This window comes from Streptomyces sp. AC555_RSS877, assembly GCF_019049245.1.
GTDB lineage: Bacteria > Actinomycetota > Actinomycetes > Streptomycetales > Streptomycetaceae > Streptomyces.
Window position 1 is genome coordinate 229,322 of record NZ_JAGMUK010000221.1, and the last position, 16,829, is coordinate 246,150.

At 71.1% G+C, this 16,829-nt stretch carries 14 protein-coding genes; 5 read left to right on the plus strand and 9 right to left on the minus strand.

What is annotated here, in order from left to right; all coding sequences use genetic code 11:
- Positions 1-19: 19 nt before the first annotated feature.
- Genes KUM49_RS46205 through pdhA form a run of 3 tightly spaced genes read right to left on the minus strand, consistent with a single transcriptional unit; the run spans position 20 to position 3,672 of the window.
- Complete coding sequence (locus KUM49_RS46205) at positions 20-1,459, minus strand: dihydrolipoamide acetyltransferase family protein (RefSeq protein WP_217242988.1); 1,440 nt, start codon at positions 1,457-1,459, stop codon at positions 20-22.
- Between the two features lie 10 nt (positions 1,460-1,469).
- Positions 1,470-2,471, minus strand: a complete 1,002-nt coding sequence (locus KUM49_RS46210; RefSeq protein ID WP_217242989.1) for an alpha-ketoacid dehydrogenase subunit beta — start codon at positions 2,469-2,471, stop codon at positions 1,470-1,472.
- Between the two features lies 1 nt (position 2,472).
- Positions 2,473-3,672: a pyruvate dehydrogenase (acetyl-transferring) E1 component subunit alpha gene (gene pdhA / locus KUM49_RS46215; RefSeq protein WP_217242990.1), complete on the minus strand. Its 1,200-nt coding sequence runs from the start codon at positions 3,670-3,672 to the stop codon at positions 2,473-2,475.
- A 602-nt stretch (positions 3,673-4,274) separates the two neighbouring features.
- Here pdhA and KUM49_RS46220 point away from each other — a divergent pair.
- The gene (locus tag KUM49_RS46220; protein ID WP_217242991.1) at positions 4,275-5,312 is read left to right on the plus strand and encodes a phosphotransferase; all 1,038 of its coding nucleotides are present in this window, start codon (positions 4,275-4,277) and stop codon (positions 5,310-5,312) included.
- Between the two features lie 90 nt (positions 5,313-5,402).
- Here KUM49_RS46220 and KUM49_RS46225 read toward each other — a convergent pair whose 3' ends face one another.
- Positions 5,403-6,977: a protein kinase gene (locus tag KUM49_RS46225; RefSeq protein WP_217242992.1), complete on the minus strand. Its 1,575-nt coding sequence runs from the start codon at positions 6,975-6,977 to the stop codon at positions 5,403-5,405.
- A gap of 335 nt (positions 6,978-7,312) precedes the next feature.
- Here KUM49_RS46225 and KUM49_RS46230 point away from each other — a divergent pair, with 335 nt between their 5' ends.
- A complete protein-coding gene (locus tag KUM49_RS46230; protein WP_217242993.1) occupies positions 7,313-8,947 on the plus strand; it encodes a protein kinase in 1,635 nt (544 codons plus the stop codon).
- Positions 8,948-9,031: 84 nt separating this feature from the next.
- Here the strand turns inward: KUM49_RS46230 and KUM49_RS46235 are convergent, their stop codons facing one another.
- Entirely contained in the window at positions 9,032-9,574 is a 543-nt protein-coding gene (locus KUM49_RS46235; protein ID WP_217242994.1) for a bacterial proteasome activator family protein, read from the minus strand.
- Between the two features lie 147 nt (positions 9,575-9,721).
- Between KUM49_RS46235 and KUM49_RS46240 the strand changes: the two genes are divergently transcribed.
- The gene (locus tag KUM49_RS46240; protein ID WP_308407029.1) at positions 9,722-10,258 is read left to right on the plus strand and encodes a hypothetical protein; all 537 of its coding nucleotides are present in this window, start codon (positions 9,722-9,724) and stop codon (positions 10,256-10,258) included.
- A gap of 21 nt (positions 10,259-10,279) precedes the next feature.
- Here KUM49_RS46240 and KUM49_RS46245 read toward each other — a convergent pair whose 3' ends face one another.
- Positions 10,280-11,260, minus strand: coding sequence for an NAD(P)H-quinone oxidoreductase (locus KUM49_RS46245; RefSeq protein WP_217242995.1), 981 nt, complete (start codon positions 11,258-11,260; stop codon positions 10,280-10,282).
- A 238-nt stretch (positions 11,261-11,498) separates the two neighbouring features.
- Between KUM49_RS46245 and KUM49_RS46250 the strand changes: the two genes are divergently transcribed.
- Positions 11,499-12,527 (plus strand): ATP-binding cassette domain-containing protein, encoded by a 1,029-nt coding sequence (locus KUM49_RS46250; RefSeq protein ID WP_217242996.1) that lies wholly within the window; start codon positions 11,499-11,501, stop codon positions 12,525-12,527.
- Positions 12,524-13,372, plus strand: coding sequence for an ABC transporter permease (locus KUM49_RS46255; protein ID WP_217242997.1), 849 nt, complete (start codon positions 12,524-12,526; stop codon positions 13,370-13,372). The genes KUM49_RS46250 and KUM49_RS46255 overlap by 4 nt, the downstream gene beginning before the upstream one ends.
- A gap of 18 nt (positions 13,373-13,390) precedes the next feature.
- Here KUM49_RS46255 and KUM49_RS46260 read toward each other — a convergent pair whose 3' ends face one another.
- Genes KUM49_RS46260 through KUM49_RS46270 form a run of 3 tightly spaced genes read right to left on the minus strand, consistent with a single transcriptional unit; the run spans position 13,391 to position 16,778 of the window.
- On the minus strand, positions 13,391-14,488 hold the full coding sequence (locus KUM49_RS46260) for a TrkA family potassium uptake protein (RefSeq protein ID WP_217242998.1): 1,098 nt from the start codon (positions 14,486-14,488) through the stop codon (positions 13,391-13,393).
- Entirely contained in the window at positions 14,485-15,864 is a 1,380-nt protein-coding gene (locus tag KUM49_RS46265; RefSeq protein WP_217242999.1) for a molybdopterin molybdotransferase MoeA, read from the minus strand. The genes KUM49_RS46260 and KUM49_RS46265 overlap by 4 nt, the downstream gene beginning before the upstream one ends.
- Complete coding sequence (locus KUM49_RS46270; RefSeq protein WP_217243000.1) at positions 15,861-16,778, minus strand: NTP transferase domain-containing protein; 918 nt, start codon at positions 16,776-16,778, stop codon at positions 15,861-15,863. The genes KUM49_RS46265 and KUM49_RS46270 overlap by 4 nt, the downstream gene beginning before the upstream one ends.
- Between the last annotated feature and the right edge of the window lie 51 nt (positions 16,779-16,829).

The window sequence follows — 16,829 nt, forward strand, 5'->3', positions numbered from 1 at the left end:
CCTTCGCCCCCGCCGCCCCCTACGCCCAGGTGATCAGCCGCTTCGGCTGCTCCAGGATCGCCGCCACGTCCGCCAGCACCTTGGAGCCCAACTCCCCGTCGACCAGGCGGTGGTCGAAGGACAGGGCCAGTGTCGTGACCTGGCGGGGCTTCACCTTGCCCTTGTGGACCCACGGCTGGAGCTTGATCGCACCGACCGCGAGGATCGCGGACTCACCCGGGTTGAGGATCGGTGTGCCGGTGTCGACGCCGAAGACGCCGACGTTGGTGATGGTCACCGTGCCGCCCTGCATGGCGGCGGGGGAGGTCTTGCCCTCCCTCGCCGTGGACACCAGTTCGCCCAGCGACTGGGCCAGTTGCGGGAGGGTCTTGGCGTGCGCGTCCTTGATGTTCGGGACGATCAGGCCGCGCGGGGTGGCGGCCGCGATGCCCAGGTTGACGTAGTGCTTGAGCACGATCTCCTGGTTGGCCTCGTCCCAGGAGGCGTTGATGTCAGGGTTGCGCCTGATCGCAACCAGCAGGGCCTTGGCGATCAGCAGCAGCGGGTTGACCCGCAGGCCCTGCATCTCGTGCTTCTCGGGGGCCCGCTTGATCTCCTCGATCAGCTTCATCGTGCGGGTCACGTCGATCGTCACGAACTCGGTGACATGCGGGGCGGTGAAGGCCGAACCGACCATCGCCGCGGCCGTCGCCTTGCGGACGCCCTTCACCGGGATACGGGTCTCGCGGGAGGTGTCGTACGCCGCCACAGCCACGGCGGCGGGAGCGGCGGGCACGGGCGCGGGCTCCGCGACCGGGGTCTGCGTCACCGGCTCGGACACCGGTGCCGCCGCCGCGTGCACGTCCTCCCGGGTGATGATGCCGTCCGGGCCGGAGGGCACCACCGTCGCCAGGTCGACGCCCAGGTCCTTCGCCAGCTTGCGCACCGGCGGCTTCGCCAGCGGGCGCGGCTTGGCGGTCCCGGTGCCCGTCCCGTGCCCGTTCAGCTCCGCCTGGATCGCTGACGACGCCTCCTGGGCCGGGATCTCCGGGCCCTTGCGGGGGCGGCGCTTGGTGGAGGAGGTCGCCACGCCGTAGCCCACCAGGACCGGCTGGCGGCCGGAACCCGCCGTCTTCGGCTCCTCGGGCTTCGGTTCGGCGGGAGCCGGCGCCGTCGCGGGGGCGGTCGCCTCCGCGGAAGCGGCGGCAGCGGGGCCCCCGCCGGACACGTTCACCGCGATGATCGACGTGCCCACGTCCACCGTGGTGCCCTCGGCGAAGTGCAGCTCCTGTACGACTCCGTCGTACGGGATGGGCAGTTCCACCGCCGCCTTGGCCGTCTCGACCTCGCACACCACCTGGCCGTCGGTGACCGTGTCGCCGGGCTTGACGTACCACTTGAGGATCTCGGCCTCGGTGAGCCCCTCGCCCACGTCCGGCATCTTGAACTCGCGTACGGACGCTTCCGTCATCGTCGTCACGACCCTCTCCTCAGTACGCCAGGGCACGGTCGACGGCGTCGAGTACCCGGTCCAGGCCCGGCAGGTACTCCTCCTCCAGGCGGGCCGGCGGATACGGGGCGTGGTAGCCGCCGACCCGCAGCACCGGGGCTTCCAGGTGGTAGAAGCAGCGCTCGGTGATCCGGGCGGCGATCTCCGCGCCCGAGCCGAAGAACACCGGTGCCTCGTGGACCACCACCAGGCGGCGGGTCTTCTCCACCGAGGTCTGGATGGAGTCGAAGTCCAGGGGAGACACCGAACGCAGGTCCAGGATCTCCAGGGACCTGCCCTCCTCGGCGGCCACGTCGGCGACCTCCTTGCAGAGCTTCACCATCGGGCCGTAGGCGGCGAGGGTGAGGTCCGTGCCCTCGCGGACGACCTGCGCCTTGTGCAGCGGGCCGGGGATCGCCTCCCTGTTCACCTCGCCCTTGTCCCAGTAGCGGCGCTTCGGCTCGAAGAAGATCACCGGGTCGTCGCTCTGGATGGCCTGCTGCATCATCCAGTAGGCGTCCGACGGGTTCGACGGGGAGACCACCTTCAGGCCCGCCACATGCGCGAACAGCGCCTCCGGGGACTCCGAGTGGTGCTCCACCGCGCCGATGCCGCCGCCGTACGGGATGCGGACGACGACCGGCATCTTGACCTTGCCCAGCGAACGCGCGTGCATCTTCGCGAGCTGCGTGACGATCTGGTCGTACGCGGGGAAGACGAAACCGTCGAACTGGATCTCCACCACCGGGCGGTAACCGCGCAGGGCGAGGCCGATCGCCGTGCCCACGATGCCGGATTCGGCGAGGGGGGTGTCGATGACCCGGCTCTCGCCGAAGTCCTTCTGCAGGCCGTCCGTCACACGGAAGACACCGCCTAGCTTGCCGACGTCCTCACCCATGACGAGGACCTTGGGGTCCGCGTCCAGGGCCGTGCGCAGCGATTCGTTGATCGCCTTCGCCAGCGCCATGTTCTTGACCGGCTCGGAAGCCATCGTCTGGGCCATCTCAGTTTCCCCCCTCTGCCTCGGCGAACGACGCCTGGTAGGCGGCGAACTGCGCCCGCTCCTCGTCCACCAGCGCGTGTCCGTCCGCGTACGCGTGCTCGAACATGGCGAAGTGGTCCGGGTCCGGCATGGCACGGACCGCTTCGCGCACTCGCCTGCCCAACGCCTCGCTCTCGGCCTCGAGTTCCGCGAAGAATCCCTCGTCCGCGTGGTTTGCGGCCTCCAGGAAACGGCGAAGGCGCAGGATCGGGTCCTTCGCCTCCCAGGCGGCCCGCTCGTCGTCGTGGCGGTAGCGGGAGGGGTCGTCGGAGGTGGTGTGGGCGCCCATGCGGTACGTGTACGCCTCGACGAGCGTGGGGCCCTCGCCGCTGCGGGCGCGCTCGAGCGCCCACTTGGTGACGGCCAGGCAGGCCAGTACGTCGTTGCCGTCGACCCGGACGCCCGGGAAGCCGTAGCCCTGCGCGCGCTGGTAGAGCGGGACCCGGGTCTGCCTCTCGGTCGGCTCGGAGATCGCCCACTGGTTGTTCTGGCAGAAGAACACCACGGGGGCGTTGTAGACGGCCGAGAAGGTGAAGGACTCGGCGACGTCGCCCTGGCTGGAGGCGCCGTCGCCGAAGTAGGCGATGACCGCCGAGTCCGCGCCGTCCTTGGCCACGCCCATCGCGTAGCCGGTGGCGTGCAGGGTCTGCGAGCCGATGACGATCGTGTACAGGTGGAAGTTGTTGCTGTTCGGGTCCCAGCCGCCGTTGTTCACGCCGCGGAACATGCCGAGCAGGTTGGTCGGGTCCACCCCGCGGCACCAGGCGACGCCGTGCTCGCGGTAGGTGGGGAAGACGTAGTCGTCGTCGCGCAGGGCCCGGCCGGAGCCGATCTGGGCGGCCTCCTGACCGAGGAGCGACGCCCACAGACCCAGCTCACCCTGGCGCTGCAGGGAGGTGGCCTCGGCGTCGAAGCGGCGGGTGAGCACCATGTCGCGGTACAGGCCGCGGAGCTCGTCGGGGGTGATGTCGGCGACGTACTTGTCGTACGCGGCGTTCTCCGCGCTCTCGATCCGCTCGCCCTCGGGCGTCAGCAGCTGGACGAGTTCGGGCTTGGTGCTTGGCGCTTTCTTTGCGGTCGGGCGCTTGCCGGCCGTGCTCTTCGCACCGGTCGTACCTGCGCTGCGTCGCGGTTTGCGCGGGGCAGTGCTCTCCACGGTCACGTGTGCTCCTCCGTCGGTCCGGCTACCCGGGTTCGCCGGGTGCCAGTGCGGCTCACCTGTGGTCCTCCGGACGCACGGGGTGGGTGCGGCTCGTCGGCGACAGGCGTGACAGGTGCCCCGGCGAGCGCCCTGCAACAGGCACGTTACCCAGTGCTCCACATTTCTGTGAAACCCCTTCTGACCTGCGTTTTTGCTTGGATTTCCAAGTAAAATCGCGAAATCGGACACCGTCCCTGGTCACAGCCTTGCAGGGGGCCGGAACAACGGCACGTTATCCCGGTGACCCAGGTCACGGGAAGAGTCTCCCCGGCGCGGGTCTCGCGGGCGTGTACGACACCGCCTTGTGGGCGAAAACGGGGATTTCCCGCTGAGCCGCCGCGGCCGGGACGGACACCGAGGCGCCGGCCGAGCAGGAACGGCCGCCGACGCGTCGGCACGGATTCCAGCCACCCGGGCCCCCTTCACGGGGCTCGACCACGCGGGCGCGCAACTTCCGGCACCTCACGTGATCGAAAGCGACTGTCTGTGACAACCCCCAGCTCAGAGGCCTGGATTCTGCCCTAGCATCGGGTAGCGTGCCGCGCTCTTGTGTACCACCCCTCATGCCCCACGCGCCCCCGCTGGGAGCCCTCCTCCGCCAGTACTCCGCCGGATCCGCCCTCGCCTGCGAGCCCGTCGACCAAGGGCTTCTCAACCGCGGCTACCGGCTCTGTACGACCCGCGGCCGCTACTTCCTCAAGCACCACTTCGACCCCGAGACCGCCGACCCCGCCGCGATCGCCCGCCAGCACCGGGCCACCCAGCGCCTGGCCGACCTCGGCGTCCCGGTCGCACCTCCGCTGACCGGCCGCGACGGGCGCACGGTCGCGGTCGTCGGCGGCCACGCCTACGCCCTGCACCCCTGGATCGACGGCCGGCACCGCCACGGCGGCCAGCTCAGCACCGCCCAGTGCGGACGGCTCGGGGGCCTTCTGGGCGTGGTGCACGCGAGCCTGGAACGCGTGATGCAGATGCAGTCGCACGCGCGGGCGCACGCGAAGTCGCCCAGAACAGCCGAAACGCCCGAGACAGCCGAGACGGCCAAGGCGGCCGACACCTTCGCCCTCATCGACGCCCTGCTCGCCCACGTACACCGCCACCGCCCCGCCGACTCCTTCGACGAACTGGCCCGGCACCGGCTCCTGGAGCGGCGCGCGCTCCTGGAACAGCACGCCGACCGGCGTCCGCCGCGGGGCGGCTCGGTGGGCTGGGTGCACGGCGACTTCCACCCGTTCAACCTGCTCTACAAGGGGGACGCCCCCGCCGCGATCGTCGACTGGGACCGGCTCGGCGTGAAGCCCCGCGCGGAGGAGGCCGTACGCGCCGCAGCGATCTTCTTCGTACGGCCCGCGGGGGCACTCGACCTGCCGAAGGTGCGGGCCTACGCGCGCGCGTACCGGCGGAGGGCCGGCGCCACGCCCTCCGAACTCGCGGCGGCCGTGCACCGCGTGTGGTGGGAGCGGCTCAACGACTTCTGGATGCTGCGCTGGCACTACGAGCGGGGCGACACCCGCGCGGATCCCCAGTTCCCGGCGGCCTCGGCGCTCGCGGTGTGGTGGACGCGGGAGTACGACGCGGTGTGCGGCGCGTTCACCGACTGAGCGTCCTGGAGAGAGCTGACAAACAGCACGCGCGCGTGCAGCCCGTTTCCGGGTGCACGCGCGCGTGGACGCGCTGCGGTCAGCCGATGATCAGCCGCCGGTGGTGCCGCCGTCGCTCGTGCCGCCCACGAGCGCCTCGCCCGTCGGGTCCGGGCTCACCGGGTCGTCCGGCGGCTCCGAGGTCGTCGGCTCGTCCGACGGCTCCGAGGTCGTCGGCTCGTCCGACGGCTCGTCCGACGGCTCCTCGCTGAACGACTGCGACGGCGTGCTGGAAGGACTGGACGAGGGCGTGTAGTCCGGGTCGGGCCCCGTACCGGTGCCGTTGTCCGTGGACGTGTCCGTCGGCTGCTCGCTGGTGTCGCTGCTCGGCGTCTCGCTGGCCGTCTCGTCCGCGGTGGTCTGCGAGGGGGTCGGCGACTTCGTGGGGTTCGTGCCGCCACCGTTCGCGCCATCGCCGTTGAGGGCGAGCGCGACACCCGCCGCGATGGCGATCACCGCGAGCACGGCGAGGATCCACAGCTTGCCGCGGCCGCCGCCCCGGTTGCCCCGTCCCTCGAAGCCGCCGTCGTCCCCGCCGCCGTAGCGGTTGGGCAGGATCGGCTGCGGGATCTGCGTGGTGCCGGAGGAGTCACCGGGGTGCGGCATCACGCTGGTGCCCGCGAAGCCCCCCGCCGGGGTGTGCCGGCCCTCGTGCATGTCGACGGGCCCGGTGTTCCAGGTGCCGGTGTGGCCGCCCTGCTCGTACAGCATCTGCAGGCCGTACTGGACCAGCCCGCGCATCTCCTCGGCCGTCTGGAAACGGTCGTCCGGCTCCTTGGCCAGCGAGCGCATGACAAGACCGTCGAGCTCCGGCGGGACGGCGTCGGAGACCTCGGACGGAGGCGTCGGGATGTCCTGGACGTGCTGGTAGACGACCGACAGGGGCGTCTCGCCGGTGAAGGGCGGGCGCAGCGCGAGGAGTTCGTAGAGGAGACAGCCCGTGGCGTACAGGTCGGAGCGGTGGTCGACCGCCTTGCCGAGGGCCTGCTCCGGGGAGAGGTACTGCGGGGTGCCCATGACCATGCCGGTTTGAGTCATCGTCGTGGACGCGCCGTGCAGGGCGCGGGCGATGCCGAAGTCCATCACCTTCACGGCGCCGTTGTGCGTGATGATGACGTTGGCCGGCTTGATGTCACGGTGCACGATGCCGTGCTGGTGCGAATAAGCAAGCGCTTCCAGCACACCGGAGACGATGATCAGGGCCTGCTCGGGGCCCGGGGCCTCGGCGTTGAGGAGCAGGTCGCGGATGGTGCGCCCCTCGACGATCTCCATCACGATGTACGGCACGGACTGGCCGCCCACGAAGTCCTCGCCGGAGTCGTACACGGCGACGATCGCGTGGTGGTTGAGTCCGGCGACCGACTGCGCCTCGCGCGTGAAGCGGGCCTTGGAGACGGGGTCCTCGGCGAGGTCGGCGCGCAGCAGCTTGACCGCGACGGTGCGCCCGAGGCGCACGTCCTCGGCCGCGAAGACCTCGGCCATGCCGCCCCGGCCGAGTCTGCGGGTCATCCGATATCGGCCGTCTCCGACCAGTCCGCCGTTCCCCCACAGTTCCGGCGCATCTGACATTCCGCCGCCAGTCGCCTCGGGGTCGGACGGGCCCTGAGCGCGCTGCTGCTGTGCCATCAGTCCTCGCCGTCGTTTCTGCCCGCGGTGCGCGCGGTGTTGTTACGGTCTCCGTCGGCCACGCTACAGCCTCCGCGCAAGCCTCCGATCCGGGAAGACCCCGGGAACCGGCCCGAAGACGGACCGGCCATCAAACCTGCAGTCCGTACCGGCGTGCAAATTGTGTGTACCGGCCGTACGTCTGCTGTAACGCTTGCGCGACCTTTCTTTCGCGTACGGTCACGGATCGGGCACCGCGCTTGACGTGTCAGTGCCCTCCGGCAGACTTGGCCGGGAATAGCACTTTGGATCAATGGCACGCACGGCGCCTGAAGGCCTACGGGGGACGCAGAGACATGAGCCAGGACGGCGCACAGGGCCGGTACGCGGGGCGGGCGCTCGCCGGCGGCCGCTATCAGCTGCGCGACTTGCTCGGCGAAGGCGGTATGGCCTCGGTGCATCTCGCGTACGACGCCGTGCTCGACCGACAGGTCGCGGTCAAGACGCTGCACACCGAGCTGGGCCGGGAGCAGGCCTTCCGCGAGCGCTTCCGCCGCGAGGCCCAGGCCGTGGCCAAGCTCACGCACACCAACATCGTCTCCGTCTTCGACACCGGCGAGGACGAGCTGGACGGCACGACGATGCCGTACATCGTCATGGAGTACGTCGAGGGCCAGCCGCTCGGCTCGGTGCTGGGCGCGGACGTCCGGCAGTACGGCGCGATGCCCGCCGACAAGGCGCTGAAGATCACCGCGGACGTGCTCGCCGCGCTGGAGATCAGTCACGAGATGGGCCTGGTCCACCGGGACATCAAGCCGGGCAACGTGATGATGACCAAGCGCGGCGTGGTCAAGGTGATGGACTTCGGCATCGCCCGCGCCATGCAGTCCGGTGTCACCTCGATGACCCAGACCGGCATGGTCGTCGGCACCCCGCAGTACCTGTCGCCGGAGCAGGCGCTGGGCAGAGGCGTCGACGCCCGCTCCGACCTCTACTCGGTCGGCATCATGCTGTTCCAGCTCGTGACCGGCCGGCTGCCGTTCGACGCGGACTCGCCGCTGGCGATCGCGTACGCGCACGTGCAGGAGGAGCCGGTCGCTCCTTCGTCGATCAACCGCGCCCTGCCGCCCGCGGTGGACGCGCTGATCGCCCGCGCGCTGAAGAAGAACCCCAACGAGCGCTTCCCGAGCGCCGAGGTGATGCGCGACGAGTGCCTGCGCGTGGCCGCCTCCTTCCAGCCCGCCGCGCCGAGCATCGTGCCGGGTGCGCCGTCGCAGAGCGGCGCGGGCGTCGGCTCCGCCGTGTTCCCGCCGGTCGACCAGGCGACCCCGGGGCCCATGGGCAACGTACAGACGCCGTACCAGCCGGCCCCGACGCCTAATCCGTACGGCACCCCGCATGCGTCGGCGCCTTCCCCGGCGTACGGCTATCCGCAGCAGGCCGGCTACCAGACGCCCGGTCCGTCCGGGTACGCGCCGCAGCACCCGTCGACTCCACCGCCGTACAACCTGACGCCCCAGACCGCCCCGGTCTCCTCCGGCGGCGGCAAGGGCAACAAGCCGGTGATCATCGGGTCGGTCGTGGTGTCGCTGCTCGCGGTCGGCGGGCTGATCGCGGCGCTGATGATGAACAGCGGCGGGACCGAGGACCCGAACGCCGGCAACAGCCCCAGCGCGTCGACATCGACCAAGGCGGCGGGCTACCGGGGGCCGGACACCTCCAAGACGGTCGAGAAGACCGAGTGCACCGAGCCGGACGAGTCGTACAACGACCCGGCCCAGGTGCGGATGCCGGACTTCGCGTTCAAGAACTGGGACTCCGTCCTGGACTGCCTCAAGGCGGCCGGGTGGAACTACGACAAGACCTCCGTCGACGAGAACACCTACGGCGACGGCACGGTCATGAAGCAGTACCCGACGGCGGGCACGGACTTCGACCCGAAGAAGCCGCCGGAGATGCAGTTCGAGATCTCGACCGGCAATCCGTCGTGACGCCGGTGCGGTGAGACGACGTGGAAGGGCCCGGCAGCCATCGGCCGCCGGGCCCTTGTGCGTAGGGGGTGGGGTGACTCGGCCCTACAGGTACGGGCCGCCCGAGCGGCCGACCGTACGCGGGTCGTCACCGTCCTCGTGACCGCCGACGCCCGGCGGAAGGGCGCGGCGCATCTGTTCCAGCTGGGCGCGCGCGGCCATCTGCTGGGCGAACAGGGTGGTCTGGATCCCGTGGAAGAGACCCTCCAGCCAGCCGACCAACTGCGCCTGCGCGATCCGCAGTTCCGCGTCACTCGGGGTCGCCTCGTCCGCGAACGGCAGCGACAGCCGCTCCAGCTCCTCCACGAGCTCCGGGGCCAGACCGTCCTCCAGCTCCTTCACCGAGCTGGAATGGATCTCCTTGAGCCGGACCCGGCTCGCCTCGTCCAGGGGAGCCGCGCGAACCTCTTCGAGCAGCTGCTTGATCATGCTTCCGATCCGCATGACCTTCGCCGGTTGTTCCACCATCTCCGTCACGGGAACCTCGCGGGAGTCCTCGTCTCCTCCGCCGCCGAGAGCCATCCCGTCCTGCCCAACGACCAGGATCTGTGGGTTCTCCGGCGACCGTTCGTTCCTCGGCATCTCCATGCCGCCATTCTCTCGCACCCCTACACCTCATCACCGTCGTGCCCCCGGTAAGGGCTGATCCACCGTTCACGACGACATCGACCCGGATATGGCCCCTCCGGACCAGTCCACAATGCCCTGTGTACGGGTGAATGCCAGGCTTGTTCCGTGACTTCATGGCTGCGATCGTTGCGCGTGACAGGGGTGCTGATCGTGGTGTCCGCCGGGGTGGTCGTGTCGCCGTACGGGAGTGAGTGGACGTACGGGAATGAGGGAGCGTACGCGGCCGAGTCCTCGCCCCCCGCGTCTCCGCCTGGCTCCGCGTCCGCGTCGGCGTCCTCCGCGTCCTCGTCGTCCGACCCCGCATCCGCCTCCCCGTCCGCCGTCGAGCCCTCGCGGGCCGGGAGCCGGCCGGGTGAGGGGCGGGAGCGGCCAGGGCGGAGGTTCGAGGCGGAGGAGGCGGAGCGGGTGGACACCGAAGCCGCGGTGCCGGAGGACGAGGGCGGTGTCACCGCCGTACCGGAACCGCCGCGCGAGACCGCTGCCCCGCCCCCCGGACATCCGACACGCTCCGCGAAGGACAGCGCCGCCCGCCCCGCCGAGCCCGGACTGCGGATCATGCCCCTGGGCGGCGGGCTGATCCTCGTCGGACTCGGGCTGGGGCTCGCCTTCGTGGCGCTACGGGTGCGGCGGACCGCCTCCTGAGATCTACGGCGTGACGGGCAGCTACGGCGTGACGAGCAGGACCTTGCCGATGTGGCCGCTCTCCTCCACCACCCGGTGCGCGGCGGCCGCGTCACTCATAGGGTGCTCGCAGTCGACGACCGGGCGGACGTGACCGGCGTCCAGCAGCGGCCAGACGTGCTCGCGCACGGCCGCGACGATCGCCGCCTTCTCGCCGAGGGGCCTGGCCCGCAGGGAGGTCGCGCTGATCGCGGCCCGCTTGCGCAGAAGGGCGGCGATGTTCAGCTCGGCCTTGACGCCGCCCTGCATGCCGATGATCGCCAGCCGACCGTTGACGGCGAGGGCCGTGACGTTGCGGTCGAGGTACTTGGCACCCATGTTGTCGAGGATGACGTCGGCGCCGGCCCCGTCGGTGGCCTCCTCGATCTCGGCGACGAAGTCCTGCTCGCGGTAGTTGACCAGGATGTCGGCGCCCAGTTCGGCGCAGCGGGCCAGCTTCTCCTTGCTGCCGGCCGTGACCGCGACCTTGGCGCCCACAGCCTTGGCGAGCTGGATCGCCATGGTGCCGATGCCGCTGGAGCCGCCGTGCACGAGCAGGGTCTCGCCGGGACGGAGGTGGGAGATCATGAAGACGTTCGACCAGACCGTGGCGACCACCTCGGGCAGTGCGGCGGCCTGTGTGAGGCCGACGCCCTTGGGCAGCGGCAGCAGCTGGCCGGCCGGTACGGCGACCTTCTCCGCGTAACCGCCGCCCGCGAGCAGCGCGCACACCTCGTCTCCGACGCTCCAGCCGGTGACACCGGGGCCGACCTCGGCGATCCGTCCGGAGCACTCCAGCCCGGGGTAGGGGGAGGAGCCGGGCGGCGGGTCGTAGAAGCCCTGCCGCTGCAGGATGTCGGCGCGGTTGACGGCACTGGCCGCCACCTCGACCAGCACCTCGCCCTCGCCGGGCACGGGATCCGGGACCTCGTCCCACACCAGCGCCTCGGGTCCACCAGGTTCGGGAATCGTGATCGCATGCATGAAAGGGACGCTACCTCTCGGTCCTTGGCCGGACCCTCGCCGGTCATCGGTCTGGTCCTCGTCGGCCCTTGGTCGGATCCTCGTCGGTCCTTGGTTCCGGATCCTCGTCGGTCCCTGGTCGGGTCCCCATCGGTCCTTCGACCGATCTCCCGGAAATTCGCTGTGCGGGAGCGATGAGTTTGCGCGACCGTAAAGGTCTCCCCATGCGTAACCCAAGTACGCGGAAGGACATCACCCCATGAGCCAGCACACGTCCGGCCTGGCCATCGAGACCGCAGGCCTGGTGAAGACGTTCGGCGAGACCCGGGCCGTCGACGGAGTCGACCTGTCGGTGCCGGCGGGCACCGTCTACGGCGTTCTCGGTCCGAACGGCGCCGGAAAGACCACCACGGTGAAGATGCTCGCCACGCTGCTCCGGCCGGACGGCGGTGAGGCCCATGTCTTCGGGCACGACGTCGTACGGGAGGCCGACGAGGTCCGCGCCCGGGTCAGCCTGACCGGCCAGTACGCGTCGGTGGACGAGGACCTCACCGGCACCGAGAACCTGGTCCTGCTGGGCCGGCTGCTCGGTCAGCACAAGAAGGCCGCGCGGGAACGTGCCGCGCAGCTGCTGGAGGCCTTCGGCCTCACGGAGGCGGCCGGCAAGCAGGTCAAGCACTACTCCGGCGGCATGCGGCGGCGCATCGACATCGCCGCCTCCATCCTCAACACGCCCGAGCTGCTCTTCCTGGACGAGCCGACGACCGGCCTCGACCCGCGCAGCCGTAACCAGGTGTGGGACATCGTGCGGGCGGTCGTCGCCCAGGGCACCACGGTGCTGCTGACCACGCAGTACCTGGACGAGGCCGACCAGCTGGCGTCCCGGATCGCGGTCATCGACCAGGGCAAGGTGATCGCGGAGGGCACCAAGGGCGAGCTGAAGGCGTCGGTGGGCGCCGGGTCCGTACATCTGCGACTGCGTGATCCCGCGCAGCGGCCACAGGCCGAGGAGGTGCTGCGGCTGGCCCTGGGCGTGGACGTGCAGCTGGAGCCCGACCCGGTCGCGCTGACGGCCCGTGTCGGGGGCGGAGCCGCGAACGGGCAGGGGGCGGCCGAGCAGGCGGCCCGCGCGCTCGCCGAGCTGGCCCGCACCGGGGTCGTCGTCGACAACTTCTCCCTGGGCCAGCCCAGCCTGGACGAGGTCTTCCTCGCCCTCACCGGACATGACACCCGCGACGCGAAGAACTCCCACGACGCGAACGACTCGAAGGACGAGGTGGCGGCATGAGCACCGCGACGACCACGGAGACCAAGGACCTGGCCCCGGTCAGTGCCGAATCCCTCGCCGCGCTGCTCGTCGCCGGTGAGCGGCCGCCGCGCCCGAGCGCCCTGTCGGCCTCGCTGACCTTCGGCTGGCGGGCCGTCCTCAAGATCAAGCACGTGCCGGAGCAGCTTTTCGACGTCACGGCGTTCCCGATCATGATGGTGCTGATGTACACGTACCTGTTCGGGGGCGCCCTCGCCGGGTCCCCGAAGGAGTACATCCAGTTCCTGCTGCCGGGCATCCTGGTGATGTCGGTCGTGATGATCACGATGTACACCGGCGTCTCGGTGAACACCGACATCGAGAAGGGCGTCTTCGACCGGTTCCGCACGCTGCCGATCTGGCGGCCGTCGGTGATGGTCGGCTATCTCCTGGGCGACGCGCTGCGCTACACCATCGCATCCGTCGTCATGCTCACGGTCGGCATGATCCTTGGCTACCGCCCGGACGGCGGGGCCGCCGGAGTGCTCGCCGGGATCGCGCTGCTGGTGGTGTTCTCGTTCGCGTTCTCGTGGATCTGGACGATGTTCGGACTGATGCTGCGCACCGAGAAGTCGGTGATGGGCGTCAGCATGATGGTGATCTTCCCGCTGACCTTCCTGTCCAACGTCTTCGTCGACCCGAAGACCATGCCGGGCTGGCTCCAGGCCTTCGTCAACAACAGCCCGGTGACACATCTGGCGTCGGCGGTGCGCGGACTGATGGCGGGCGACTGGCCGGCCGACGAGGTCGCCTGGTCGCTGGGCTGGGCGGGCCTGTTCGTGCTGGTCTTCGGGCCGATCACGATGCGGCTGTACAACCGCAAGTGACCGGCCCCCGTGCCGTGGTCAGTCCTGGGGCAGCGGGCGGACGTCGGGCGCGATCTGCGAGCCCGGCGTCGCCCGCACGATGGTGATCAGCCGGTCCGTCAGCTCCAGTGTGCCTACGGCGACATCGTCGTAGCCGAGCACCCGGTGCCCGCGTACGACACTCACCACCAGGTCGGCCGTCTCCCGCGGGCTCTTGCCCACCTCGGCCTTTATGACCGGCCGTTCGATGATGTCGAGGCCGCTGCCCTGCTGGATCAGGTCCTCCATCACCATGCCGGCCGCGGGGCTCAGCACGGACAGACCGAGGAGCCGCCCGGCGGCGCTGGCGCTGGTGATCACCGCGTCAGCGCCGGACTGCTTCAGCAGCGGAGCGTTCTCCTCCTCCCGCACCGCGGCCACGATCTTCGCGCCCTTGTTGAGCTGCCGGGCCGTGAGCGTCACGAGGACGGCCGTGTCGTCGCGCTGGGTCGCGATGATGATCTTCCGGGCCCGGTGCACCTCGGCCCGCATCAGGACGTCGCTGCGCGTCGCGTCCCCGACGACCCCGGCATACCCGTCCGCGGTCGCCGCGTCGATCACCTTGGAACTGGGGTCGACCACGACGACCTGCTCCTTCTTCAGCCCCGTCGCACAGACGGTCTGGATCGCCGAACGCCCCTTGGTGCCGAAGCCGATGACGACGGTGTGGTCGCGCAAGGTGGACCTCCAGCGGTTGAGTCGCCACTCCTCACGTGTGCGTTCGGTGAGGACCTCGAGCGTGGTGCCGACCAGGATGATCAGGAACAGCACGCGCATCGGCGTGATGACGAAGATGTTGGTGAGCCGGGCGGCGTCGCTGACCGGGGTGATGTCGCCGTAGCCGGTGGTGGAGAGGGTGACGGTCGCGTAGTAGCAGGCGTCGAGGAAGTCGACGGAGCCGTCGGAGTTGTCGTTGTAGCCGTCGTGGTCGGCGTAGACGATCACCGCGGTGGCCACGAGCAGGAACAGGGCCATGAGCACCCTCTTGGCGACCTGCCGGAACGGGTGCTCCACCACCTTGCGGGGGAGCAGCACCCGATGGGTCACGAGATGCTCGTCCGCCTGCCGAGCGATCGCGTCCTGGCCGGGAAGTTTCACGTGAAACACACCCCGATCCCGGCGCTGGCCCAGGGCAGGTCGAGCAGTTCCGTCTCCTGACCGGGCCGTGCCCCGCCCGGAGGGACGACGGCCAGGGCGTCGGCCGCCGCGATGCCCCGCAGCATCGCCGGGCCGTTGTAGTGCAGCGGCACGGCACAGTCACCGCGCAGGACCACGGGAATGAGCCGGGTGTCGTGCGGGTGCCCGTGCGCCTCGTCCCGCAGCGGCAGCGTGTACTGCTCCGGGGCGGGACGGGCCGCGAGGATGCGCAGCAGCGGCTCGGCGAGCGTGAGCAGTCCGGAGACGGCCGCGAGGGGGTTGCCGGGCAGTCCGACGAGGTGCTGGTTGCCCTTGGTGCGGGCCAACAGCATGGGGTGGCCGGGGCGCACCTTGACGCCGTCGACCAGGAGCTCGGCGCCGATGCGCTGAAGGGTGGGGTGGACGTGGTCGACGGGGCCGGAGGCGGTGCCGCCGGTGGTCACGATCAGGTCGGCACCGGAGGTGGTGATCGCCTTGTGGAGCGCCTTGGCGTCGTCACCGAGCCGGCGTACGGCGGTGACCTCGGCGCCGAGCGCGCGCAGCCAGGGCGGGAGCATCGGGCCGAGTGCGTCCCTGATCAGCCCGTCGTGCGGCCTGCCCTCGGTGAGCAGTTCGTCGCCGAGGACGAGGACCTCGACGCGGGGGCGGGGCACGGCGGTGACGGTGTCGTATCCGGCGGCCGCGGCCAGGCCGAGCACCGCCGGGGTGACGAGGGTGCCGGCCGGCAGGAGCTGGTCACCGCTGCGGCACTCCTGTCCGCGCGGGCGGATGTCCTGGCCGTGGGCCATCTCGCGGGTCGGGTGGAGGTGGCCCTTGGCGTCCGCGCGGCCGTGCTCGCTGCGCAGGACGGCGGTGGTGTCGAGGGGGATGCGGGCGCCGGTGGCGATCCGGACGGCCTCGCCGTCGGTGAGCGGATCGGGCTCCGCTTGCCCGGCGAGTACGCCCTCGTCCCGTACGGCCCAGGGGCCGGGGCCGGCGACCGCCCAGCCGTCCATCGCCGAGGTGTCGAAGGAGGGCAGGTCGGTGAGGGCGGTCAGGGGGGCGGCCAGCGTCAGTCCCAGGGCGTCGCCGAGCGTGACGGAGACGGGGGCCCGGTGGGCGCCGCGGCCGGCGGACCGGGCAGCGCGCTCGGCGATCTCGCGGGCCTTGGGCCAGGGGGTGGCCCGGTGGCGGGGGTCCGGTCGGTGGGAGGCCTCGGGGGGGCCGGCCTGCGGGGCGGGCACGTGATCACCGGCGGGGTGGCCGTTGCCTTCCTTCACGAGGGCGAGCACCTCCTCGACGTCGAAGTCCTCCGCGTCGTCGGCGTCCTCACCGGTCCGGGCGGCGCGGGCGATCATCCGGCGTCCGGTCGGGTGTCGGGCGTGGCGTCGGGGGCCACGTCCGGCTTGGCGTCGGCGGTGTTCTCGTCGGCCCAGCGGAGGGCGAGGGCGGCCGCCTTGCGGGACGCCTCCGCCACCGCCTCGGGGCCTCCCCCGGCCCGTGCTGCCGCGTAGCCGACGAGGAAGGTGGTCAGCGGTGCCGCCGGCCTCGCCACGCCGTGGGCGGCGTCACGGGCTAGGTCGAGCAGCACACCGGTGTCGACGTCGAGGTCGATGCCCAGCTCGTCCTTGACTGCGGAAATCCATTCATCCAACACGAGCCCATGCTCCCTGATACGTGCCCTGGCGGTGGCGATGTCGTCCCAGGTGTCGCAGTCGAACGACGCGACGGGGTCGGGGACGCGGGTGAGGTCGAGACCGGCGGTGAGCCGGCGCAGGGGCAGCCCCGTGGCGCTGCCGTGCGCTGCGACGAGGCCGGTCAGTTCCCGGCGCAGTGCGGGCGCGCGGTAGGCGGCCACCAGTGGCTGGTCGCGGCCGTCGCCGTCGGTGAGCAGCGCGCCCTCGGTGCCGGTGGCCCGCAGGGCGGCCAGCAGCCGCCGTACCGTCGCCTCGCCGAGGAACGGCAGGTCGGCCGAGAGGACGACGACCTCGTCGGCCGTGGTGCGGCGCAGACCGGCGTCGAGTGCGGCCACCGGCCCGCCGCCGGGCGGGTCCTCACGCGCCCACGTCACCGGGCGCGCGGTCGGGCGCGGATCGGCGACGACGACGGTGCCGCGCGCGTCGGCGCAGGCGGCCAGCACTCGGTCGAGCAGTGCCCGCCCGCCCACCCGCACCCCGGGCTTGTCCGCACCGCCGAGCCGCCGGGCGGCACCGCCCGCGAGTACGACGGCGTCGTACGCGGCGACAGCGGCGGGCGGCTGGTTGGCGGTCACCCCCCGAGTATGCGTGCCGCCGCGATCACAGGGAACGCCGATCAAGGGGAA